General features: G+C 46.2%; 19 protein-coding genes and 2 tRNA genes. 14 read left to right on the top strand and 7 right to left on the bottom strand.

What is annotated here, in order from left to right:
- Nucleotides 1–164 precede the first annotated feature (164 nt).
- The 3 genes from ACNFVB_RS01390 to pilB all read right to left on the bottom strand — a co-directional run bounded on the left by ACNFVB_RS01390 (nt 165) and on the right by pilB (nt 4,400).
- Nucleotides 165–1,067, bottom strand: a complete 903-nt coding sequence (locus ACNFVB_RS01390) for a prepilin peptidase (RefSeq protein ID WP_430737843.1) — start codon at nt 1,065–1,067, stop codon at nt 165–167.
- A 25-nt stretch (nt 1,068–1,092) separates the two neighbouring features.
- Complete coding sequence (locus tag ACNFVB_RS01395; protein WP_430737844.1) at nt 1,093–2,316, bottom strand: type II secretion system F family protein; 1,224 nt, start codon at nt 2,314–2,316, stop codon at nt 1,093–1,095.
- Between the two features lie 368 nt (nt 2,317–2,684).
- Nucleotides 2,685–4,400, bottom strand: coding sequence for a type IV-A pilus assembly ATPase PilB (gene pilB, locus ACNFVB_RS01400; protein ID WP_430737845.1), 1,716 nt, complete (start codon nt 4,398–4,400; stop codon nt 2,685–2,687).
- A 351-nt stretch (nt 4,401–4,751) separates the two neighbouring features.
- Here pilB and tpiA point away from each other — a divergent pair, with 351 nt between their 5' ends.
- The 14 genes from tpiA to pnp all read left to right on the top strand — a co-directional run bounded on the left by tpiA (nt 4,752) and on the right by pnp (nt 19,134).
- Entirely contained in the window at nt 4,752–5,552 is an 801-nt protein-coding gene (gene tpiA, locus ACNFVB_RS01405) for a triose-phosphate isomerase (protein ID WP_430737846.1), read from the top strand.
- 441 nt (nt 5,553–5,993) lie between these two features.
- Nucleotides 5,994–6,302 carry a preprotein translocase subunit SecG gene (gene secG, locus ACNFVB_RS01410; protein WP_075101365.1) on the top strand — a complete coding sequence of 103 codons (309 nt, stop codon included), beginning with the start codon at nt 5,994–5,996 and terminating at the stop codon, nt 6,300–6,302.
- 224 nt (nt 6,303–6,526) lie between these two features.
- A tRNA-Leu gene (locus ACNFVB_RS01415) sits at nt 6,527–6,611 on the top strand.
- A 123-nt stretch (nt 6,612–6,734) separates the two neighbouring features.
- Nucleotides 6,735–6,811, top strand: a tRNA-Met gene (locus ACNFVB_RS01420).
- 438 nt (nt 6,812–7,249) lie between these two features.
- On the top strand, nt 7,250–7,750 hold the full coding sequence (gene rimP / locus ACNFVB_RS01425; RefSeq protein WP_075101367.1) for a ribosome maturation factor RimP: 501 nt from the start codon (nt 7,250–7,252) through the stop codon (nt 7,748–7,750).
- A gap of 113 nt (nt 7,751–7,863) precedes the next feature.
- Complete coding sequence (nusA, locus tag ACNFVB_RS01430; protein WP_105244514.1) at nt 7,864–9,348, top strand: transcription termination factor NusA; 1,485 nt, start codon at nt 7,864–7,866, stop codon at nt 9,346–9,348.
- A 197-nt stretch (nt 9,349–9,545) separates the two neighbouring features.
- On the top strand, nt 9,546–12,272 hold the full coding sequence (infB, locus tag ACNFVB_RS01435) for a translation initiation factor IF-2 (RefSeq protein ID WP_430737847.1): 2,727 nt from the start codon (nt 9,546–9,548) through the stop codon (nt 12,270–12,272).
- Between the two features lie 204 nt (nt 12,273–12,476).
- Entirely contained in the window at nt 12,477–12,866 is a 390-nt protein-coding gene (locus tag ACNFVB_RS01440; protein WP_192994550.1) for a ribosome-binding factor A, read from the top strand.
- Between the two features lie 9 nt (nt 12,867–12,875).
- On the top strand, nt 12,876–13,922 hold the full coding sequence (gene truB, locus ACNFVB_RS01445) for a tRNA pseudouridine(55) synthase TruB (protein ID WP_430737848.1): 1,047 nt from the start codon (nt 12,876–12,878) through the stop codon (nt 13,920–13,922).
- 451 nt (nt 13,923–14,373) lie between these two features.
- Nucleotides 14,374–14,898 (top strand): type 1 glutamine amidotransferase domain-containing protein, encoded by a 525-nt coding sequence (locus ACNFVB_RS01450; protein ID WP_430737849.1) that lies wholly within the window; start codon nt 14,374–14,376, stop codon nt 14,896–14,898.
- A 250-nt stretch (nt 14,899–15,148) separates the two neighbouring features.
- Nucleotides 15,149–15,310 (top strand): hypothetical protein, encoded by a 162-nt coding sequence (locus tag ACNFVB_RS01455; RefSeq protein WP_430737850.1) that lies wholly within the window; start codon nt 15,149–15,151, stop codon nt 15,308–15,310.
- A 67-nt stretch (nt 15,311–15,377) separates the two neighbouring features.
- On the top strand, nt 15,378–15,551 hold the full coding sequence (locus tag ACNFVB_RS01460; protein WP_288999093.1) for a hypothetical protein: 174 nt from the start codon (nt 15,378–15,380) through the stop codon (nt 15,549–15,551).
- A 498-nt stretch (nt 15,552–16,049) separates the two neighbouring features.
- Nucleotides 16,050–16,316, top strand: coding sequence for a 30S ribosomal protein S15 (gene rpsO / locus ACNFVB_RS01465; RefSeq protein ID WP_075101373.1), 267 nt, complete (start codon nt 16,050–16,052; stop codon nt 16,314–16,316).
- 715 nt (nt 16,317–17,031) lie between these two features.
- Nucleotides 17,032–19,134 (top strand): polyribonucleotide nucleotidyltransferase, encoded by a 2,103-nt coding sequence (gene pnp, locus ACNFVB_RS01470; protein WP_430737851.1) that lies wholly within the window; start codon nt 17,032–17,034, stop codon nt 19,132–19,134.
- Nucleotides 19,135–19,478: 344 nt separating this feature from the next.
- Here pnp and ACNFVB_RS01475 read toward each other — a convergent pair whose 3' ends face one another.
- The 4 genes from ACNFVB_RS01475 to ACNFVB_RS01490 form a co-directional block, all read right to left on the bottom strand.
- Nucleotides 19,479–20,042, bottom strand: coding sequence for a hypothetical protein (locus ACNFVB_RS01475; RefSeq protein WP_288996517.1), 564 nt, complete (start codon nt 20,040–20,042; stop codon nt 19,479–19,481).
- A gap of 25 nt (nt 20,043–20,067) precedes the next feature.
- On the bottom strand, nt 20,068–20,673 hold the full coding sequence (locus ACNFVB_RS01480; RefSeq protein WP_288996519.1) for a hypothetical protein: 606 nt from the start codon (nt 20,671–20,673) through the stop codon (nt 20,068–20,070).
- 141 nt (nt 20,674–20,814) lie between these two features.
- Nucleotides 20,815–21,072: a YheV family putative metal-binding protein gene (locus ACNFVB_RS01485; RefSeq protein ID WP_289055507.1), complete on the bottom strand. Its 258-nt coding sequence runs from the start codon at nt 21,070–21,072 to the stop codon at nt 20,815–20,817.
- Nucleotides 21,073–23,268 (bottom strand): M3 family metallopeptidase, encoded by a 2,196-nt coding sequence (locus ACNFVB_RS01490; protein WP_430737852.1) that lies wholly within the window; start codon nt 23,266–23,268, stop codon nt 21,073–21,075. It abuts the gene before it with no gap.
- Nucleotides 23,269–23,702: the final 434 nt, after the last annotated feature.

Genomic DNA, 23,702 nt, shown 5'->3' on the forward strand with positions numbered 1-23,702 from the left:
ATCTGACCGATATGATAGAGATGAAAACGTGCCCAGCTGTCTTGCCCCAGCTGTGCTGATGATTTGAGGTTGGCACAAAGATGAGAGAGATAAGCGCCATTGCCACTTACCCTGCTACTTTTACAGTATGTTTTTTAGAACGTATGGTAAAACTCACGCCTGTTTTAGTAAGTATACATGCCTAAGTACCAACTGACGATATCTGTGCCATATAATAAGGCGATAATACCGGCAATAGCAATGTAAGGGCCGAAGGCAAAGGGTCTGCTCTCGCCTTGTTTTTTCATTAAGATCAGCCCGACGATAGAGCCGAGCAGGGAGGAGAGTAAGATGATAAGCGGTAGCATCATAGGCCCCAGCCAAGCGCCCAATACGGCCAACAACTTAAAGTCGCCCTGACCCATGCCGTGTTTTTTGGTGATCAAATAAAAAAGCTTTACCACCACCCATAATGACAAAAACCCCAACAGCAACCCCCAAATAGACTGGCTGGGTGAGACAAACCAGCCTTGGCTGTTGACTGCTAGACCTAGCCCCGCCAAAGGGAAGGTTAAGCGATCAGGGAGGAGCTGAGTATCAAAATCGATACCGGTTAAGGCGATTAGCGTCCATACTAAGACCAATGCCGATAAGCCTGTTGCACTCACCCCAAATTGATAAATGATCAGCACAGAGAGTAGGGCGGTGATCAGCTCCACCAGCGGATAGCGGATACCGATGGCGGCGTTACAAGCAGCGCAGCGCCCGCGCAGCATCAGCCAACTGATCAAAGGGATGTTTTGATACCAGGTGATTTTATGAGCGCAGTGCGGGCAGCGCGACGCCGGCCGACTCAAGGTAATGGCGTTGTCGCCTGCGACGATACGGGTCAGTGGCTGCGTATGCTCGCGCGGCATGTCTGCTTGCTCAGCCAGAAACTGACTACATTCTTGCCGCCAGCTTGCAAACATCATCAGCGGGAGCCGATGGATGACCACATTTAAAAAACTACCGACACAAAGCCCTAATAACCCAAATACGACCAAAGCCACGGTCGTATTGTCTTGTAATAACTGTATAAATTGCATGAAATCGCAGTCCTTGAGTGAGGTATTAGCCGACCACTGAGCCCATTTGGAAGATCGGTAGATACATCGCAATCACGAGGCCACCGACCAATACCCCAAGCACCGCCATAATCATAGGCTCCATCAAACTGGTCAGGCCATCAACCGCGTTATCGACTTCGCTTTCATAATAGACCGCCACCTTGTCTAGCATCTCCTCTAAGCTACCAGACTCCTCACCGATACCGACCATCTGTATGGCCATACTAGGAAATAAATTGGTAGAACGTATTGAAAACTGCAACTGCTGACCGGTAGAGACGTCGTTTTTGATCTGCTGAGTGGCATTATAAAACACCACGTTGTTGGTCGCGCCTGCTGTGGAGTCCAGCGCATCGATGAGCGGCACCCCAGCGGCAAAAGTCGTTGAGAGGGTGCGGGCAAAGCGGGCGATAATCGCTTGATAAGCGATATTACCAAACACAGGTACCTTCAAAACAGCGCGGTCCAAAAAGTCACGGAATTTTTTGGAGCGTTTTTTCGCTTCTGAAAACCCGATAATGGCGCCGCCGATGAGCACAATCAAAACAAACCACCATGACTGCATCCACTCAGACATACCCACCACCATTTGGGTAAAGGCGGGCAGCTCAGCACCAAAAGACTCAAAAAGATCAGAGAACACGGGTACCACTTTGATGAGCAAAATCATGGTCACGATGATGGCGACGATAATAACGGCAATCGGGTATTTGACTGCTTTTTTGATTTTGGCTTTGAGCATCTCACTTTTTTCTTTATAAGTGGCCACCCGCTCGAGCATGGTCTCAAGTGAGCCGGATTGTTCACCAGAATCCACCAACGAGCAAAACAGGTCATCAAAGTAGCGTGGATGCTTGCGTAGGGCAGAGGCAAAGGTACCACCAGATTCGATATCAGATTTTATTTGCAATACCAAATCTTTCATACTGGGATTGTCTAATGAGTCAGCGACAATCTCAAAAGACTGCGTCAAAGGCACCCCAGCTTTCATCATGGTGGCCAATTGACGAGAAAAAATCGCGATATCGATGGGTTTAATGGCTTTTTTAAACGTATAAAGCGGCTTGGGTTTTTTCTTGATGCCCTTAACCGTAATACCCTGTTTGCGCAAGGTGGCTTTGGCCAGCTCTAAGCTGCGACTGGTGGTTTCGCCTTTTACCTTTTGTCCGCGCCGGTTTACGCCATCGTAGACAAAGTCTGACAGCATGTCGGTCTTCACTTTTGCCATGTTTCTACCCTCAAAAATTGTCTTATTAGATATTGCAAATATATAAACGATGGTTCGCCAATAACGTTGACTTTAGCCACTTTTATAACAGTGATTTTATGGCACCGCTCTTGTAAATACAGCTGGGCACAGCGTAGTAGCGATAGCACAACCTTTTGCATTTCCTACTTTATTTTAGCCTAAAAAACCAGTACTCATCTGTTTTATTTTGAAATATATCTGGTAGATATTATTGCTAGTTTATAAAAGAAAAGCCATACCTACTTATGACTGGCAAATGATGACCAAGATTACTGCTGCTGTCTTTGATAAAAATACCATTTAGCAATGACGCAGTATGCTCCTCTTTGACGCGATGAGAGTTGGTGCTATTCAGAGGTTACTCGCATCATCTCTTGAATACTGGTCACCCCTTGTAATACCTTTAAAATGCCAGAGCGGCGCAGATCGCGAAAGCCGTTTTTGAGCGCAGCGTCTTTGATATCCATAGCATTGCCATCTTCCATAATGATGCGAGAGATGTCTGGGCTGACCTTCATGACTTCATAAACACCCACTCGGCCTTTATAGCCTTCACGGCATTCATTACAGCCGACAGGCTCATAGATGACGTTGTCTGGATCGTCTAGATCGGCATCCGTAAAGCCAAGCTCAAGCAAGCTTTGCCGCGGTACATTGATGGCTTTTTTGCAGTTTTTACACAAGCGCCGTGCCAAACGCTGAGCAATGACCAAGTTGACAGAGGTGGCAATGTTAAAAGAAGCCACCCCCATATTGCGTAGACGCGTCAACGTCTCAGGGGCAGAGTTTGTGTGCAGGGTTGAGAGTACCATGTGGCCTGTTTGCGCCGCTTTTATTGCAATCTCCGCAGTCTCTAAATCTCGAATCTCACCGACCATGACGATATCAGGATCCTGACGCAAAAACGACTTCAAAGCATTGGCAAAGGTTAGGCCAACTTTTTGGTTGACGTTGACCTGATTGATGCCTTCAAGGTTGATCTCCACTGGATCCTCGGCAGTGGAGATATTGGTTGCTCCCGTGTTGAGGATGTTGATACCAGTATATAGCGATACGGTTTTACCAGACCCTGTCGGACCTGTGATCAACAGCATGCCCTGTGGCTTATGAAGAGCCTCTAAAAACATCTCTTGCTGATCTGGCTCATAACCTAAGGCATCAATCCCGAGCATGGCCGATGAGGGGTCCAAGATACGTAGTACGATTTTTTCGCCAAACAGCGTCGGCAAGGAGTTTACCCGAAAATCGATGGCTTTGTTTTTTGACAGTTTTAGTTTGATACGGCCATCTTGCGGGATACGGCGCTCAGAGATGTCCATTTGTGACATGACCTTTAGGCGCGCTGCGATCTTACCGGCAAGCTGGACAGGCGGGCTGGCCATTTTTTGCATGACCCCATCGACACGAAAGCGTACGCGGTAGGTCTTTTCATAGGGTTCAAAATGCAGATCTGAAGCTCCCATACGAATGGCATCCACCAGCATCTTATTGACAAACTTAACGACAGGGGCCTCATCGACGCTATCACTGAGCTTGGTCTCGCCCTCATCAGCCGCGTCATCCCCTTCTTCAAAACCGACGTTTAAATCGCTATCAGAAAAGCTATCAAGCCCCTGCATACTGTCTGCATAAAGCGCTTCGATGCGTTGTTTGAGCTTATCTTCTTCGACCACCACCGTTTCGATAGACAGCCGCGAGTTAAACGCAATGGCATCAATGGCATCGATACGTGTTGGATCACTTAAGGCGACAAACAAACGTTGACCGCGCTTAAACAAAGGCAAGGCATTAAACTTACGGACGATTTTTTCATCGACCAAGTCTTTAGGGATGACATCGAGGCTCAGGGCGTCTAAATCAAACAAAGGATCGCCAAAAGCTTGTGAGAGCATTTGTGCCAAGTGATAGGCGTCGGCCAGCTTGTTGTCTACCAAGTATGACACCAGTCCTATTTGCTGCTGCTGTGATTCTGTTTGTGCAGTTTTCATATTTGCTTCGCTAACGATGCCTTCGCTAATCAGCTGCTGCGCTAAACCACCATATTTGCTGGTTGTGATAGACATGACGACCTCTCCTCAATAACAAACGTTTTGTATCGTTATCTGCTGTTGCACGAATAAATAGGTAGTAAACGAATGCTACTATGCAGTTTTTTTGGGTATTAGGGTAATAATATAGAACATTACTTTAGTTTAAAGAACTTATGGCAACTATTAAACTGTTTATTGACGACACCAAAAAGATAATAAGAGGTCAATAAATAGCGTCAGATGGCTTAGTGCGGTCAGCCGCTGCAGCCATATCAAGCCATGACAGCCGATGCAGCACCATACTATAGCAGTTGTGAATTATTTGTTATACTGGCGCGCACATTAGCCGAATTGGCATAAATACTTAAGACAGGGTAACTACAGATGCAAGCTTGGGTAATTGGTAATTGGAAACAAAATCCTGCAACGAGCGATGATGTCCAGACATTATTAAGCGATTTATTGGCGACTGCTGATAAAGATGATGGTGCCAATAGCGCTGGTTGCCAGTTAATGGTGGCCCCTAGCTGTATCCACTTGGCCAGTGTCAGCGACCATCTACAAGACAGCCCAGTACTGTGTGCTGCGCAAGATATCAGCGCGCATAGTGGCACTACAGGTGCCTATACGGGGGATTGCTCCGCGCAGCAGGTAGCAGACGCTGGCGCAACTTGGACATTACTTGGTCACTCTGAGCGTCGTCAGTATCATCAAGAGATGCATGCTTGTTTACTCAGTAAAATGACCCATGCGTTTGACCAAGGCCTAGGCGTGGTGTTTTGTATTGGGGAGACACAAGCACAGTATGACGCTGGACAAACACTTGCGGTTATCGATGAGCAGCTCACCGTCATAAAAGACATACTAACGCAGCAGCCTGCGCTTGCTGACACCTTATCCGATCGCCTTATCATCGCTTATGAGCCAGTATGGGCCATTGGCACAGGTAAAGTGCCTACCGTGGCCGAAGTCAGCGCGACGCATCAGCATATCAAGCAGACGGTTGCAGACTATGGGGAAGCATTGGACAATATCACAGTCTTATATGGAGGTAGCGTCAATGCTGATAATGCCGATAGTTTTGCGGCAGATGCTATGATTGATGGCGCACTGGTCGGCGGCGCTTCATTAAAAGCTGCCAGCTTTTTGGCAATTGCGCAAGCTTTTGGCAATGGGCAAGCCTAAGGCGTCTGACATTACGCCTAATATCGCAGCTGGGTCACTGTTATGTATAGTGCTGCTGGTACTGACGCGGGCACTATAAGCATACGGTTATGGTAAGGTCATCATTTGTATACAAAATGTCTTTATCAGTTGATAAAAGTGGGTTTAACAGTGCCCTTGTAATCGTGTACAATGCGCCTTATTTATATAATCTCATATATAAGCGGGTCGGGCAGTGACTTTTGCGCAAAGTCGCCTCTGTGCTTGCATAGTAGGTAAAGTAGAGTTAGTAGGTAACGTAAAAGGTTGGCACTAAAAAGTTAACATTGTTATTTGCTAATATTCCAGACTTTTAAGTTGCCTTGTTAGATTGTCGCTTTGTTAGACTCAAGTCAGCTTATATATTGATTCTTAGATTTATTTTCCGTTATCAGTCGTCATTACGCGGCAAAAGAGGCCAGCATGTTTACGTTTATATTAGCCCTGCATATTATTGTGGCGATTGCCATGATTGGCTTGATTTTGATACAGCATGGTAAAGGGGCAGACGCTGGGGCTTCTTTTGGTGCAGGCTCGTCTGGTACCGTCTTTGGGGCGGCAGGCTCAGCAAACTTTTTGACGCGCGCGACCGCTGTTTTGACAGTGATATTTTTTATTACCAGTATGACACTCGCGGTCCATGCGCGTAAACAAGCAGAAGATCAGTTTCGCTTAGATGCACCTGTGTCAGCGCCGCAAACGCCGCGCCCCTTGACCCAAAACCCTCAATAACGGCTGGCTCACTATCGGCCTATAGGGGAAGCCTTGTAGGCGATAGAGTAGTAAGTGGTTGGTTTTTTATGGATTGGGGTTTGAATGATGGTCTTTTTTTCAGCAGTACTTGCTATTTTTAGACGTTAGATTTACAATGCCTTTTCTGTTTTTCGCAGTCCAGCTTTAGAGTGGCTTATATAGACACTTAATAAGCTCAATAGCAAGTAAAAGCAGTAGAAAACGCGATTGTGGTGGAATTGGTAGACACGCCATCTTGAGGGGGTGGTAGCGCAAGCTGTGGGGGTTCAAGTCCCCCCAATCGCACCAAGTTTTATGACGCAGCATGACGTCAGGGCAGATTGATTGATGATAGATGGCTTGTTTAAATTTTATTTAAAATAGGCATTGACAATCATACAAACCTTCCTTATAATATGCGTTCTAGATTGATGCGGGGTGGAGCAGTCTGGTAGCTCGTCGGGCTCATAACCCGAAGGTCGTTGGTTCAAATCCAGCCCCCGCTACCACTTTTTATACTGATGTTTTGTACACTAAATTTGTCAGTAACGATTAACCCACCATAATGTTTGTGGGTTTTTTTGTATCTGAAGGTCAGTGTTATCGCGGTATCTATCCTACTTATGCTAAGCTCTATATCTATAGAGCACGATACGGGTCGTCACTTGCCGCCATTGGCATGATTGTTTCGTAAGCACACTATCTTTTATTCCTCACTCCTTTATCGATAGTACTGCTTTATGAATAATAAAAGCAATGTTTGGCTGAGCTTGATGTTTTTTTGCTCAGCCTTATATAAACGTGCATACATACAACGATCTGTCTTGGTTTACAATATATGAGTATGACTCATCACGGTGAGTGATTATCATCGGTAAACGATCAGCATAACTTTAATAGAGTTTGTGAGTACGATAGATAAGTGAACAGGAAAATATAAATAAATTATGAAGCTTTCGACCAAAGTTGCAGAACTGACCAATATCATCGCGCCTGCAGTTGCTGCTTGTGATGTGGCGCTATGGGGCATAGAGTTTGCGCCGCAAGGCCGTCGCTCGTTGCTGCGCATTTATATCGAAGCACTGCCAGAAGAGCAGGCTCAGGGCAAACACGTCACTATCGAAGACTGTGCGGCGGTGAACCATCAAGTCAGCGGTATTCTTGAAGTGCATGATCCCATCGCAGGTGAGTACGTCTTAGAGGTGTCATCGCCTGGTTTTGATCGCGCGTTTTTCTCAGATGAGCAAATGCATGCGTATGTTGGTCAAACCATCAGCCTGCGCTTGATCCAAGCGATCGGGACAGGTGAGCAAAAACGCCGCAAAGTGACAGGTACGCTAGACAGTATCGATGCCACTTCATTGAAGTTGACGGCGGCTGATGGCGAGCAGTTTGATATTGCGTTAAGTAATATTGATAAAGCCAATCTGGTATACGAAGATGCTTAGGTGGCCTACCTGAGCGACTGCACAAATGACCTAGATGTTTTATGGTGAAAAACAACGTTAATACATTAATGATAAAATTTAAGTCAATTAAAAAATGATAGGACAGATATAGCATGAGTCGTGAAATCTTAACGGTAGTAGAAACTGTCAGTAATGAAAAGGGCTTAAATCCTGAAGATATCTTTGAAGCTATAGAAGATGCTTTGGTGGTATCAACCAAGAAAAAAGTATATACCGACCAGCCAGAAGTGGCAGTACGCGTATCAATCGACCGTGCAACTGGCGACTATGATACTTATCGTTATTGGACAGTGGTTGCCGATGAAGATCACGAAATGCCTGCTTGTCAGTTGGCCATCAGTGACTTAGATCAAGACGAGTGGTCCATCGGTGACATCAAAGAAGAGCAGATTGAGTCGATTGAGTTTGGCCGTATCGCTGCCACACAAGCCAAACAAGTCATTATCCAAAAAATTCGTGAAGCGGAGCGTGCACTGGTTGCAGACGCTTTTGAGCCACGTATTGGTGAGATGATGTATGGCGAAGTAAAAAAACAAACTCGCGATGGCTATATCATCGACTTAGGTGATAATGCCGAAGGCTATTTGTCACGCGATCAGATGTTGCCTCGTGAGCAGTTACGTCCAAAATCACGTATCAACGCTATTTTATATCATGTTAACCGTGAAAACCGCGGTGCCCAGCTGCTTTTATCACGCACGCACCCTGAGATGCTCTCAGCCTTGATGCAAAAAGAAGTGCCTGAAATTGCAGAGCAAATCATCGAAATCCGTAACGTCGCTCGCTTGCCAGGGACTCGTGCTAAAATAGCAGTCAAGACCAACGACCATCGTATTGATCCAGTTGGCGCTTGTATTGGTATGCGTGGTACGCGTATCCAAGCGGTGCAGCAAGAGCTCGATGGTGAGCGTATCGATGTGGTGGTGTGGTCAGATGACCCAGCCCAATTTATCATCAGTGCGCTAGAGCCAGCCGATGTTAGCAGTATCATCCTCGATGAAGACACCCAGACCGCTGACATTATTTTTAGCACCAACGACCAGCTCGCGCGTGCGATTGGCTCACAAGGTCAAAACGTCCGTCTGGCCTCAGAGCTGACTGGTTATAAGCTCAATATGATGCTAGAAGAAGAGTATCAGCAGCGTCAAGAAAATGAATCCAAAGCCTTTATTGAGCTGTTTTATGAGCGTTTGGAGGTCGATCATGATCTGGCACAAGCGCTGGTGGATATTGGCTTTACCAGTATCGAAGAAGTCGCCTACGTACCTGTAGAGACTTTTTACGATATCGAAGGTTTGGACGACGAAGCGATTGACATCATTCAAGAGCGTGCAAAAGAAGTGGTCATCGCAGATGAACTGGTCAAACAACAAAACATGAAAGAGCCGAGTCAAGAGCTGCAAGAGCTTGAAGGTATGACGGTCAGCTGGGCCTATAAAATGGCACAAAAAGACATCATCACCGTAGATGACTTGGCAGAACAAGCCGTCTTCGATTTAGAAGATATCGAAGGATTAGATTCTGAAACTGCAGGACAACTCATCATGAAAGCTCGGGAATCTTGGTTCGATGAATAAGCGGTAACTGCATATCGCTGTCTTTTGGTGATATGCTATTGAAAATAAAGCGCTGATAACAGGCACTCATACCGTCACAGGCATTATTGCCGTATAAATACGGACAGATGAGCGCATGAAATCAGCCTTACCCCAATCATTTGTAGCCAACAACTGAATTGAACATATAGCAAATAATAGACAGTAGGTGATAATAAATGGCAGATAAGACCGTCAAAGAACTGGCAGATATGGTAGGCAAAACTGCAAGTGCTGTAAGACAGCAACTGGTGGATGCTGGGCTGCCTGCTCGCGCAGAGGATGACCCAGTCACCGAGCTTGAGCAAGAGAAGTTGGTGACGTATTTAAAGCAAAGTCATGGTCAGCAAGAAAAGCGCCGTATTAGTCTGAAGTCTAAGACGACTAGCACTGCGCGTGTGACCGGCTCTTCAGGTAAGTCTAAGAGCGTCAATGTGGAAGTGCGTAAAAAGAAAGTCTTTGAAAAACCCAATCCAGAAAAAATGGCTGAAGAGTTGGCTGCTCGTGAGCAAGCCTTAATCGAAGCCCAAGCTCGTGCTGCTAAAGAAGCAGAAGAACGTGCTGCTGCTAAGAAAAAAGCAGAAGAGCGTCAAGCGGCAACACTGGCCGCTATGCGTGCAAGCCTAGGTTCAAGCAAAAAGTCTGACGATAAAAACGACGATATTTCAGCCTCTGTGGTGGTAAAAAAAGGTGGCAAAGCAGCCACTGAAGTGAAGCCAAAAGAGCAACCGAAGAAAAAAGCCGCTGCGACCAAACCGAAGGTAGAAACCGCTGCTGAGCGTAAAGCTCGTGAAGCACGCGAAGCTGAGGAAGCGCGTCTGCGTGAAATTGAGGCAGAAACACGCCGCAAGCAAGCAGAAGAAGCGCAAAAGCGTACGCTTGAGCAAATGCGTAAAATGGCAGGCAAATATACCGATCGTGAGCCTGTGACAGAAGTGCGTAAAGATGAGCCGTTGGCCGAAGGTCTGGTCGGTGATGCTCTAGAAGAGTCGTTTGAAAAAGAGCGCCGTGAGATCAAGCGTGGTGCTAGTAGCACGGGTGCTCGTGGCCGCCGCCGTAAAAACCAAGATGAGCGTGAATTCAAAAACCGCAAAAACGGTTTACGTTCAACGCAAGCCTCACAGCACAAGTTTGAAAAACCTGTCGAAAAAATCGTCTATGACGTCGAAATCAGTGAGCACATCACTGTTGCAGATCTTGCACAGCGTATGGCAGTCAAGGCTCGTGAAGTCATTAAGTTACTGATGAAAATGGGTGAAATCGCTCGCGAATCAGACACCATCGATCAAGCGACAGCAAGTCTGATCGTTGAAGAGATGGGTCACAACCCTGTCCTTGTCAGTGATACCAAGGTCGAAGACGATCTACAAGATGCTGTCGATGAGCGCAGCAGTAATGTGCAAACCCGTCCACCTGTCGTCACTATCATGGGTCACGTTGACCATGGTAAGACCTCATTGCTCGATAAGATTCGCGAGACCAAAGTAGCGACTGGCGAAGCGGGCGGTATCACTCAGCATATCGGTGCTTATCATGTTAAAACTGACCGCGGTGTGATTACTTTCCTTGACACCCCAGGTCACGCAGCATTTAGTGCCATGCGTTCGCGCGGTGCGCAAGCGACAGATATCGTCGTCTTGGTCGTGGCCGCTGACGACGGTATGATGCCGCAAACAGCAGAAGCCATCGACCATGCGCGCGCTGCTGGTACGCCGATTATCGTTGCTATCAACAAAATGGACAAGCCAAGTGCTGACCCAGATCGCGTCCTCAATGAGCTGACCACCAAAGAAGTGGTATCAGAAGATTGGGGCGGTGATACCCCGATGGCACGTATCTCTGCTAAGACAGGCGACGGTATCGACGAGTTGTTAGAGCTTATCGGATTGCAAGCTGAGCTGATGGAACTAGAAGCACCGCTTGATGGTTCAGCGCAAGGTGTGGTCATCGAGTCAAGACTAGAAAAAGGTCGTGGTCCTGTGGTGAGCGTGTTGGTCAAAAAAGGCACACTCAAGCAAGGCGACTTGGTATTGGCAGGTGAATACTACGGTAAAGTGCGCGCCATGACAGATGAGCGCGGTCAGCGTATCAAGTCAGCTGGCCCTTCTATTCCTGTCGAGATTTTAGGTTTACCTGAAACGCCAGCCGCTGGTAGCGAGTTCTTAGTCGTCACTGATGAGAAAAAAGCACGTGAAGTTGCGGACTTTAGAACCAATCGTGAGCGCGAGCGTCAACTCGAGCGTCAGAACAAAATGCGTTTAGAGAACATGTTTGATCAGATGGAACAAGGCGATGTATCGACCTTAAACATCGTGCTAAAAACGGATGTTCGTGGCTCATTAGAAGCCTTACTGGCCGCCTTAAACGAATTATCAACGGACGAAGTCAAAGTCAGAGTGATCAGCTCGGGTGTGGGCCCTATCTCTGAATCTGATGTCACGCTTGCTGAATCTAGCGAAGCGGTATTGCTCGGCTTTAACGTCCGCGCAGACAGCGCCGCACGCCGCAAAGCCGATGTCGCCAATATCGATATCCGCTACTATAGCGTCATCTATGGTCTAATCGATGATGTCAAAGCGGCAATGAGCGGTATGCTAGCGCCTGAGCATCGCGAACAAATCCTTGGTATCGCTGAGGTTCGCGAAGTCTTCCGCTCTAGTAAGTTTGGTGCTGCTGCTGGTTGTATGGTGGTCGAAGGTACAATCTACCGTAACAAGCCTATTCGCGTCTTGCGTGATGACAAGGTTATCTTTACCGGTCAGTTGCAGTCATTACGTCGCTATAAAGAAGACGTCAATGAAGTACGTACTGGTATGGAGTGTGGCCTTGCGGTTCGTGGCTATGATGTCGAAGTGGGTGATAAAATCGAAGTCTTTGAAATCCAAGAGTTCGCTCGTACTATCTAAAAACAAAGCTAGATACAAACACCCCTCAGACCATAGGCTCTGTCAGCTAAGTCTGAAAGGTGTGGTGGATAGACCGTAGTACAGAGGCCTAACAGGTACATCCTGCTAGGCCTTTTTTACCATAGATAAGTCCTCATAACCAAGTCACTTAACCAATAAAAATAAGCCATATTAACTAAGCCATACTAATATTAAGGTAATAACATGAATCAACGTTTACAACGCTTAGCCGATCAAATCCAGCGTGAGCTTGCCGTCCTTATCCGCGACGAAGTCAATGATCCGCGTCTGACCGGTTTTGTCACGATCTCTAGTGTCAAAGTCAGTCCTGATTTGGGTTACGCTGACATTTATGTCACTATCATGGAGCCAGGGCTCGATGATGCGATGACCAAGACCAATCATGAAGAGAGCATCAATGTGCTCAATAAAGCAGCAGGATTTTTGCGTACCGAGCTTAGCCACAGCCTAAAAACGCGTACAACCCCGCGTTTGCGTTTTCACTATGATGAAGTGACAGCGCATGGTAATTATATGATGGACTTGATCAATCAGGCTGTCAGCAAAACCGAAAAAAACGAGCATGACGAGTAAGCCCATATTATGTCTATCCCAGTGAAGCAAAATGATAAGATAAAAGTCTCAGGGGTTCTTTTGGTAGATAAGCCCTATGGTCTGACCTCGCAGCAAGTGGTGTCCAAGGTTAAGTATTTGTTTAAATCCCCAAACCATGACAGCAAAAAAGCAGGCCATACGGGGACGCTTGACCCCATGGCCACCGGTTTGCTGCCGATTTGTCTTGGAGAGGCCACCAAGTTTAGCCACTATCAGCTAGATGCCGACAAATCTTATCAAGCCACCATTTTGCTTGGCGGCCAGACAGATACAGGGGATGCTCAAGGTCAAGTAATTGCAACGGCCTCTGTGCCGACATTTGATGCTGCCGCTTTAGAGGAGCTGGCCCAGCAGTTTTTAGGCGCGCAGCAGCAGATACCACCGATGTACTCTGCCCTAAAAAAAGACGGTAAAAAGCTCTACGAATATGCCCGCGCTGGTATCGACGTCGTGCGTGAGCCGCGAGATATTATCATCCGCTCTATTCGCCTAACAGCACTCGATCATGAGCAGATTCAGCTAACCGTCACTTGTAGCAAAGGCACTTATGTGCGCGTGCTGGGTGAAGACATCGCTAAAGCGCTCGGTACACTCGGCCATCTCACCGCCCTGCGCCGCTTACAAGTTGGCAGCTTTAAGGTTGATAATGCCATCACTTTATCTGCTCTAGAAGATCTGCCATTGGTCGAGCGTTTCACGCAGTTGATGCCGATAGATGCCTGTATCGAGATACCTGCACAAATGACGCTGACGGCCGAGCAATGTCAGCGTGTCCATATGGGACAGCGTCTAAATGTGTCTGCACAATTGACAGATGAGCTACATGCTTATATATCCCAACAGATTCTCCAATCTACCAGCAGCCAAGTAATAGCAGTGGCTACTGCGGCTCACGAAACGACTGTCAGCAACACAGCTCTCGCCTCTGATGTACCAGTAGATATTCGTCTGCTAGATGAACAAGGTCAGTTTTTGGGTTTGGGTGCTGTCAGTCTAAACGGTAGGCTACAACCGAAAAAGCTTATTCAACGTTAATGTTACCGTTTTGGTTGATCAGCGGCTTATTGCCCGGTTGGCTTACTAACAGTTTACACTAATCACATATCGTCACATTTTATTGCAGGTTTCGCCTATGGTGAGACCTGTTTTTTTTGTACATTGATTAAGTCAGCGAGGGAAACGTGACATCATAATAATAAACAACTCGTGATAAAAATAACAATTAAGCGTTTTATTAAGATAAGAAAAAACAGGACGTTTGAATGAAATATAAAAATAATAATAAAGTATAAGAAAAACCAGAAACGCATTATAGTTTTACTATAGAGGACTGAGAGGGAAGATAATAATAATTATCAATAAAAATATAAGTAAGTGAAAATAACGGATTATGGTTTTGCTATCTAAAAATAGAATAGTAAATACGTGGCTATAAATCGATAAAAAGTAGTTTCTAACAAAGACAACGATAAGGATACAGATAACGATGAAGACCATTGCATTTTTATTACATAATCACTTTGAACAAGCTGAGTATGAAGATGTCGATAATCAGCTAAAAGATAAGGGTTATCAGACAGTGTTGATTACTACCAACAAAGACAAGCAAGTCCAAGCGATGCAGCAAGACGTCGATAAAGCAGATACGTTTACTGCTGATATTTTTGCTAACGAAGCAGACGCAAACGACTATGACGCGCTGGTCTTGCCGGGCGGTACCGTCAATGCTGATACCATACGCGGCAAGCAAGACGCCCATCGGCTGATTCATGCTATTAATAATGCTGGTAAGCCTCTAGCGGCGATTTGCCATGCGCCTTGGGTGCTTATTAATGCCGGCATCGCAAAAGGTAAGACGCTTACGGCTTATCATTCGCTAAAGACAGACTTGCAAAATGCTGGGGCAGACTTTGTAGACCAGACCGTACAAGTCGATGGTAATTTGATTACCTCACGTAATCCAGACGATATTGACAACTTCGTTGCTGCTATTGACAAAGCATTATCGTAACTGTGTATGTGCAATATTTTGTCTATAGTCGATACACTCTAGAAATGTCATAGCGCTACTGGGATGCTGTTTTTAAATGTAGGTTGCGCAGCCTCTGGGAACGCAGCATGCAAGTAAAATTTATACCAGTAGCACGTTTAAATCTATAACAGTTTTACATCCAGCTAACTATATTACTTGTTCTGTCTAATGACCTTTAAACGCTAAGACTTATTTTACAATCAAGTTTTATCATCAAGAGGAAACTATTATGGCTAATTCAAATCCAAACGATACAAAGCTAGAACAACAACGCTCAGAATCAGCAAAGGCGGCACTAAAAAGCCAAACTGAAGACAATCACACAGAAGATTCTGAGGCGGCGACTGATAGAATTGCTGATAATTTAGAAAATGTAAAAAAAGATCAGTAATCAATACAGCTGATTTATCATTGAGTTTAGCTGTAGCTAAACAGAAATAATAAAAATAGGAGGGATTATGAGTCAGTCCACAGATAATATGGATCAGCAAGAACAAGAAGTTGAAAAACTGGCTGAGGATATCAATCCACGTGAAGATGCGACGCCAGATAGCTTAGCAGAAGCTACCACGGTGCCTTTAGAGGACAATGAGCTGGGCGCGCATGCAACACAAAAAGATGCAAAAAAATAGAAGCCTTTTATAGTCAGTTGAAAACAAAACTGTCATAAGTTCCAAAGCGCTACTGGGATGAATTTTTCGCAGCCTCTGTGTATACAGCACGCAAGGAAAATTTATACCAGTAGCGCTATAATTTTTTTAAACTGAATCTACTATCATCTTTTGACGCGTTTGAGTCGGTTTGTATCTTACGCTTTTTATCACAAACTAATATGAAAAACTGCTGCGAGTTCAGCAGTTTTTTGTTATAATTGCCGCCACATTTAAATTTGGTTTGAAGATAGCATTAGGCTTAAATCATTGCGCTCATAAGGAGCGAGATAGAGCCGTGACTTATCTGCCTTTTTTAGATGATGATCTTATGTGATTGAGCTTAGCGACACTAGGTCAACTCTAGTAATGCAGGGTTGTCCTGAATGTCGTATAAGCTGTTTTACTTTTTATTTTACTGCTCTATATATCGCTCAAATTCGAGCATATTTAAAGCTTTTAGCATTGCCGGAGATATTTATGCTAACCAATACTGATCGCGAACAAATCATTGCCCAATACCAGCGCAGCGAAAACGACACGGGTTCTCCAGAAGTACAAGTAGCGTTGTTAAGTGCACGTATCAATGATTTGCAAAACCATTTTAAAGAGCACAAAGCTGACCATCATAGCCGCCGCGGCCTTATCCGTATGGTAAACACGCGTCGCAAATTGCTTGATTACCTAAAAGGTAAAGATCTTGGTCGCTATACCACTCTTATTAGCCAGTTAGGTCTACGTCGTTAATACAGCGACGATAGTACGAGCGCTTCATTCAGATAAGTAACGCCCCTTTAGGCGCTAACTGTCAAGCTTTGAGCAGAGCGCGTCACACTTACTTGCTGATATCGATACAATAGATTTTTCTAAAAACGGTGTGGAATAGTTTCACGCCGTTTTTTTATGCTTATTTATAAGAAATTAAGAAGTAATACTGTCTGCATCGGTGATGCGTGTGGCACGTGTGCTGTGTGTTATTCTTACTGTCTGTTATATTGATAATGGCCAATCGTCAGCGGTGGACGTACCGTTTTGCAATTGATTGGTCAATAGCCACAAATCACTGTAAAATAATGCATTGTTAACTTGATGGCTTAGCGATTGTTAGATAGAGGACTTGCCAGTGAGTAGGGTGTTTATGCAGGGAGTGCCAATAAGGCAGTCATCATAAATATATTGCACAAGGTAGCATAAGATGCAGGTAGCTAAGCGTGCTGCATCAGTTTTAGATAATAGATCGATCAAGCGTAGTAAGACCACATTTGCACAGCCACATATACATACCAGCAAAATATCTGTGGCAGGCATGGATACAAAGATCGTAATAAGATATGTCGCCGCGGCGATGACATAGTAAACGATGTCAGTCAGCAGGCGGCTATATTCAAAGAATTTTAATGACAGATATCAGCTTTATACGATGCTGATATTAGTTTTTGTCAGTCAACATTAGGAAGATTATATGACAATGTTTAATACCATTAAGCGCGAATTTCAGTATGGCGACCAGCAGGTTGTCATCGAAACAGGACGCGTGGCTCGTCAAGCCAACTCTGTTTTGATTCATATGGGCGGGGTGACTGTCCTTGTAGCAGCGGTAGTAAAGTCAGAAGCCAAAGAAGGTCAAAACTTCTTTCCGCTCACCGTAAACTATCAAGAAAAAATGTATGCCGCGGGTAAAATCCCAGGCGCCTATGGCAAACGTGAAGGCCGCGCCAGCGAGTTTGAAACTCTTACCTCGCGTCTTATCGACCGTCCGATTCGCCCGTTGTTTCCTGAAGGCTATGTAAACGAAATCCAAATCACCGCCACCGTGGTGTCATCAGACAAGACTCAGTCTGCTGATATCGCAGCGCTTATCGGTGCGTCAGCGGCACTTGCTATCTCTGATGCGCCATTTAATGGCCCTGTCGCGGCAGCGCGTGTTGGTTTTATCAATGGTGAATATGTACTCAACCCAACGCTTGAGCAGCTAGAGAGTAGTGATCTGGATTTGGTGGTTGCCGGTACCAAGTCAGCAGTGTTGATGGTAGAGTCTGAGGCTGCAGAGCTGTCAGAAGATCAGATGTTGGGCGCTGTGTTATACGGTCATCAGCAGCAGCAAATCGTCATCGACAATATCGCCTCTTTGGCAGAAGAAGTCGGCACTGCCAAGCAAGAATTTGCGGCACCTGAGCGAGATCAGACGCTTGAGAGCAGCATGAAAGCGCAGTTTGGTGAGCAAGTGGCTGATGCCTATACCATCACCAATAAACAAGATCGCTATAGCAAACTTGATGATATTAAAAATGCTGCCATCGAAGCGCTGGCAGGGGATAGCGAAGCAGAAGACTATGACAGCAAAGTTTCTGAGATAAAAGACATCTACGAAGATCTGAAATACCGCACCGTTCGTGACAATATCTTATCAGGTAAGCCGCGTATCGATGGCCGTGACCTTGAGACCGTGCGTGCGCTAGACGTGCAAGTTGGCGTATTACCTTATACCCACGGTTCTGCGCTATTTACGCGTGGTGAGACGCAGGCGCTAGTAACCACGACGTTGGGTAACAGCCGTGATGTCAATATGATTGATTCACTAAGCGGTACGATTCGTGATCATTTCATGCTGCATTACAACTTCCCGCACTTTTCTGTCGGCGAGACAGGCCGTGAAGGTATCCCTAAGCGCCGTGAGATCGGTCATGGTCGCCTAGCGCGCCGCGGTGTTCAAGCCATGCTACCAGATAGCGAGCGCTTCCCGTACGTCATTCGTGTGGTATCGGAGATTACCGAGTCAAATGGTTCGTCTTCTATGGCGTCTGTGTGCGGTGCTAGCTTGGCATTGATGGATGCTGGCGTGCCTCTAAAAGCCCCTGTGGCAGGTATTGCTATGGGTCTGGTAAAAGAAGGCGATCGCTTTGCTGTTTTATCAGATATCTTAGGTGACGAAGATCATTTGGGCGACATGGACTTTAAAGTGGCGGGCTCAAAAGACGGTATCACTGCGCTACAGATGGATATCAAAATCGAAGGCATCACCCCTGACATCATGGAGCAAGCGCTAAAGCAAGCGCATGCTGGTCGTATTCATATCCTTGAGGCGATGAATAAAGTCTTGCCGCAAAGCCGTACTGAAATCAACGCGCATGCACCAAACTATGCGGTCATCGAGATCAATCCAGACAAGATCCGTGATGTCATCGGTAAAGGCGGCGCCATGATTCGTCAGTTGACTGAAGAGACTGGTGCAGTCATTGATATCGATGACGGTGGTACGATTCGTATCTTTGGTGAAAACAAAGCAGCGACCAAAGCGGCAATTGGCAAAATCGAAGCGTTGACGGCTGAAGTGGAAGTAGGCAAAACGTATGCCGGTACGGTTGCCCGTATCGTAGACTTTGGTGCCTTTGTCAATGTACTGCCAAACACCGATGGCCTTGTGCATATCTCACAAATCGCAGAAGAGCGCGTCGAGAGCGTATCAGACTATCTGAGCGAAGGTCAGACAGTTAATGTCTTGGTTCAAGACGTCGACAACCGTGGTCGCATCAAGCTAACCATGAAGGGTGTTGAGCAAAATTAAGCTGTCGTTATAAGCGTGTGATGCGTTTTATAAACACCCAAAACCGCTTTAAGTTGTTCTTTATGAACGCTTAAGGCGGTTTTTTTTGGCCGTTATAAAGCCGATAGCTCATACAACACAATCAATATAGTTAGCTGAATGTAAAACTGTTATGGATTTAAACGCGCTACTGGTATAAATTTTACTTGCGTGCTGCGTTCCCAGAGGCTGCGCAAAATTCATCCCAGTAGCGCTATGACATTTTTAGAGTGTAACGACTATATACATGTTGCTGGTGCCGGCTGGTGTGTCGGTTAGACTTAAGCAAGCACGGATGCTATTTGGTAGATTGTCTTAATGGATGCTTAAAGGTCAAAATGCTTGGGGACGTGTATATCGATACGCAGTTTGGGCAGAGCTTGTAAATGCTGCATCAAAAGCGGTAATGTCTCTGTAGCCCAATCTGGCGGTACGGCGTTTGCTAAATGCGCGGTAGCAGGTGAGTGCTGCCGCGTAGTATCATAAATTAAGGGACGGGCCAGAAGAGCGGCCCTACGCATTCCTTGATAGCGTATCAGCGGTATCAGCTGCTCACGTAACTGTATCAACGCGGCAGTCAGCCAGCGCATACGAGCCGAATGGTAGGGATGGTCTGATATCACAAGATTGGCAATATGGCTTGGCTGATTACCATTACTACTGGCTGCAAGTCCCGCTTGCTCGCGCATGCGCTTATGCAAAAGACAGCTGCCTACGTGCAAGCTACCGTCGCGGCAGGCACGATGATAGCGCTGGTAGTTGTCAGGAAACAGCGTTTTGGCGCGCGTGAGAATAGGGTCTAACAAAATGCCAGCAGTATTGACAGGCAGGATAAGCAGCTGCGCGCTACTATTTAAGATAGGGGCGTGAGTGAGTTGGATGCTTGCCATGATCAGCCCCTGAAAAATCCGATGTTTATTGCTCAGCGGTTTTGCTGGCGTTATCCGCTTCTAGCTGGGCGATTTGCTGTTCGAGTAGAGCGATTTGCTCTGCTTTCATATCTGCAAGTTTTTTATTCATTGCTAATTGCTCAGCGGCCAGTTTTTCTTGCTCGGCGAGACGTTGGCGCTCATCTTCTAACCGATCAATCTCTTCTTTGGCTAAGCTATTATTCTGTGGTAGCGGTGCTTGTAGGATGGCTTTTGGATCTGGTATTTGGTTGCTGGCCATCGCAGCGCTATTGTTTTCGGTATTTATCGTATCATTATCACGGCTGGTGCCATCATCAGCCGTGTCATCTATACTACCTTCTACAGCACTCTTTTCTATATCGCTCTTTATATCATCTGGTGAGACATCGGGAGACGCTACTGTATTTGTTGTTTTAGTCTGTTCAGCTAAGGCTGACGAGGATTGGTCGATAGGCTCGATTACTTTAGGCTGAGACTGCGTCCAAATAAAGTAACCAAAAGCTGCAACAAGCAAAACCAATATCACAGCGACTGCGGCTTTTGAGTGCGATTTAGAGGGTTTGTTGTTTAGATGCTTATTTAATAAAGGGTGCGGTTTTTTGTTTTTCATACTTTGGTCGATTTATGTCAAAGATATCAGTGCCCATACTATAGCAAACTCAAAATAAAAAGCCTATCTATTAAGAGATAGGCTTAAAACACCGTTAAAGAATAAAACACGTCGCTATCATCAAATAGCGACATGTGCCGTTTAGGGCTTAAACTTTACTGTTCCGCTGGTACCTGTGGTCATGGCATCGCGAGCGATCTGGTCTTCCACATGGTTCTTGGCACTGATGGCATCAGGGTCTGGACGGCGCTCTGTGTGCCCGCACTGGGTACACTCGATATATTCATCAGCTACGGGCGTGACGATATTTACCTGCACTACCGCATCCATCGCCTGACATTTAGGGCAACGAACGCCTGCTAAAAATCGGCGCTTGGGGGTTGATGATTGATAACGCATTTAGATGCCCTCGCGCGTGCTGTGACGCGTGCTATGAGTAGTATCGGTATTTTGCATGCCTTGAGTCGCGACAAAACCGCTATGGCGCAATAAAGCATCAATACTGGCACTACGGCCACGGAAGTTTTCAAAGTTGGTCTTGGCAGGGAAGCTACCACCGACCGACAAAATCGTCTCACGAAACGCCTTACCAGTGATAGGGTTAAAGATACCCTCTTCTTCAAACTTACTAAAGGCATCGGCAGAGAGTAGCTCTGCCCATTTGTACGAGTAGTAGCCAGCCGCATAGCCGCCTGCAAAGATATGACTAAAGCCATTGGCAAAACGGTTGTAGTCAGGGGTTTGCATGAGAGCGACGTCACGACGTACCGCATCTAGTGTCGCCAAAATACCCTCATAATCAAGTGCTGGCGTGTGTGCATGAATCAGCAAATCAAACAAGGCAAACTCGATTTGACGTAAGGTCTGCATGCCGCTTTGGAAGTTTTTTACCGCCAGTAGGGCATCAAGCTTATCGGTTGGTAGAGGCTCGTCAGTATCGACGTGACTACTAATCAGCGCGATGCCCTCGCTGTCCCATGCCCAGTTTTCCATAAACTGACTGGGCAGCTCGACGGCGTCCCATTCAACCCCATTGACCCCAGCCACATCGCCGACCGTCACTTGGGTCAATAAATGATGGAGACCGTGACCAAATTCATGAAATAAGGTCAATACCTCATCATGGGTTAATAAGCTTGGCTTGCCATCTAAGGCAGGGGTGAAGTTGCCAACCATAAAGCAAACTGGTAGCTGCTGATGCTCTGTGGCCTCATGACGATAGCGCGACTGAAAGCCACTCATCCATGCGCCGCCGCGCTTGCCACTACGAGCAAACAAGTCGAAGTAAAACCCTCCAAGCAATGTATCATCGGCATCAAACAACTGATAAAAACGCACGTCATCGTGCCAGCGCGATACCGACTCGCTGTGCTCTTGTACCTTGATACCGTATAAGCGCTCAACGATTGCAAACAAGCCGCTGATGACCTTTGGTAAAGGGAAATATGGACGGATCTCTTCTTGCGACAAGCTAAACTTGCTTTGTTTGACTTTTTCGGCGATATAAGCGCTGTCCCAGGGCTGTAGCTCATCAATGCCGTAGTCTTGGGCGCATGTCTGTAGCTGCGCTAAGTCCTGCTGCGCCGCTGGCGTGGCCTGTGCGGCCAAGTTGCGTAAAAAGTCTTCGACCTCTGTCACACTGTCCGCCATCTTGGTCGATAAAGAAACCTCTGCATAATTATCAAAACCCAACAGCTTGGCTTTTTGTTCACGCAGCTGCAAAATCTGACTCATGATATCCGCGTTATTTAGCGACTCGCCTTTGGCATTGGTATGCGTGTCAAACTCTGAGGCACGGGTCACATATGCACGGTATAGCGTCTCGCGCAAATCACGGTCGTCGGCATGGGTCATGATGGCCAAATATACAGGGATGTTTAAGCTGGCTACATAATAAGGCGTTGGTAGTGCATCGACATCGGCCTGTGAGAGCGTACCACGAGCCAGCTCACGCGCTTTATATTGTTCACCGGCATCTGCTAGCAGTGCTAAGCCACTGTCGGTTAACCCTGCCAACTGCGCTTGGCTAAGCGGCAGAGTATAAGCTTGAGTGGCGTCCAATATATGGTCTGAAAACGTCGCAGATAAAGTTGAGAGCTTGCTTTGAATATCAGCAAAAGTGGCTTGCTCCTCTTTTGGCAATGCCACGCCTGATAGCTCAAAGCTACGCAGTGCCAGATCAATCGCCCGTGCGCGCGCAGGCTCAAGCGCTGCAAAAAACGCTGTGTCATTTTTGATGGCTTGATAACGGCCAAAGAGCGGTTGGTGTTGGCCGACACGTGTGCCATAAGCAGAAAGCTTGGGGAGCAGCTCGTGATGTACCTGACGGATATCATCATTACTCATCACGCTATTTAGATGCGACAAAATGCCCCAACTGCGGTCCAACGCCAGATTGATATGGTCAAAGCTCATCACATCTGCCAGTGCTTGCTCAGCACTGATTTGGCGGTCAGCTGGCAAGGAGTCTAAAGCGGGCATTGTATCTAAAAAAGCATTGGCCGCATCAATGGCGCTGCGGACTTGGTCTTGTAGAATGGCGGGTGAGACGTTGTCAAAATCGACAAGGTGTAATGCTGGAGAAATGGCTGTCATAGCGGCGTCCGATATCTGATATAAATGAATAATTGACAATCATGCGTTTGGCATGAGCGTGTAGGCGGCCTTATTGTTTTATTTATAAGCTGTATAAAAGATGGGTTCGTTTGCCAAAAATACAACCTACGCGCCAGTCATACCGCAAACAGCGCAAAATCGCAAAATCCCAAACGGTGTAAACAGTGCAACAAAACAATGAGCGCACAAAATCATGTAAACAATCCGTCATTTTTTGAGTCAGGCAAGTTTATATACAATGATTTATACAATAAAGAGTGCTTCGCTTACAAAGCGCTATCATTTGCTTGCAAAGTCACCCTATAGAGTGTGAGGTTTAGCTGTTAGCATCAAGGTAATGGACTATCAGCACAGACATGACAGACAGTACAACATAAAAACAAGCAGCTCTGTCTTTTAAATGGATGTTTTTC

The organism is Psychrobacter sp. VH5 (genome assembly GCF_050572635.1).
GTDB lineage: Bacteria > Pseudomonadota > Gammaproteobacteria > Pseudomonadales > Moraxellaceae > Psychrobacter > Psychrobacter celer.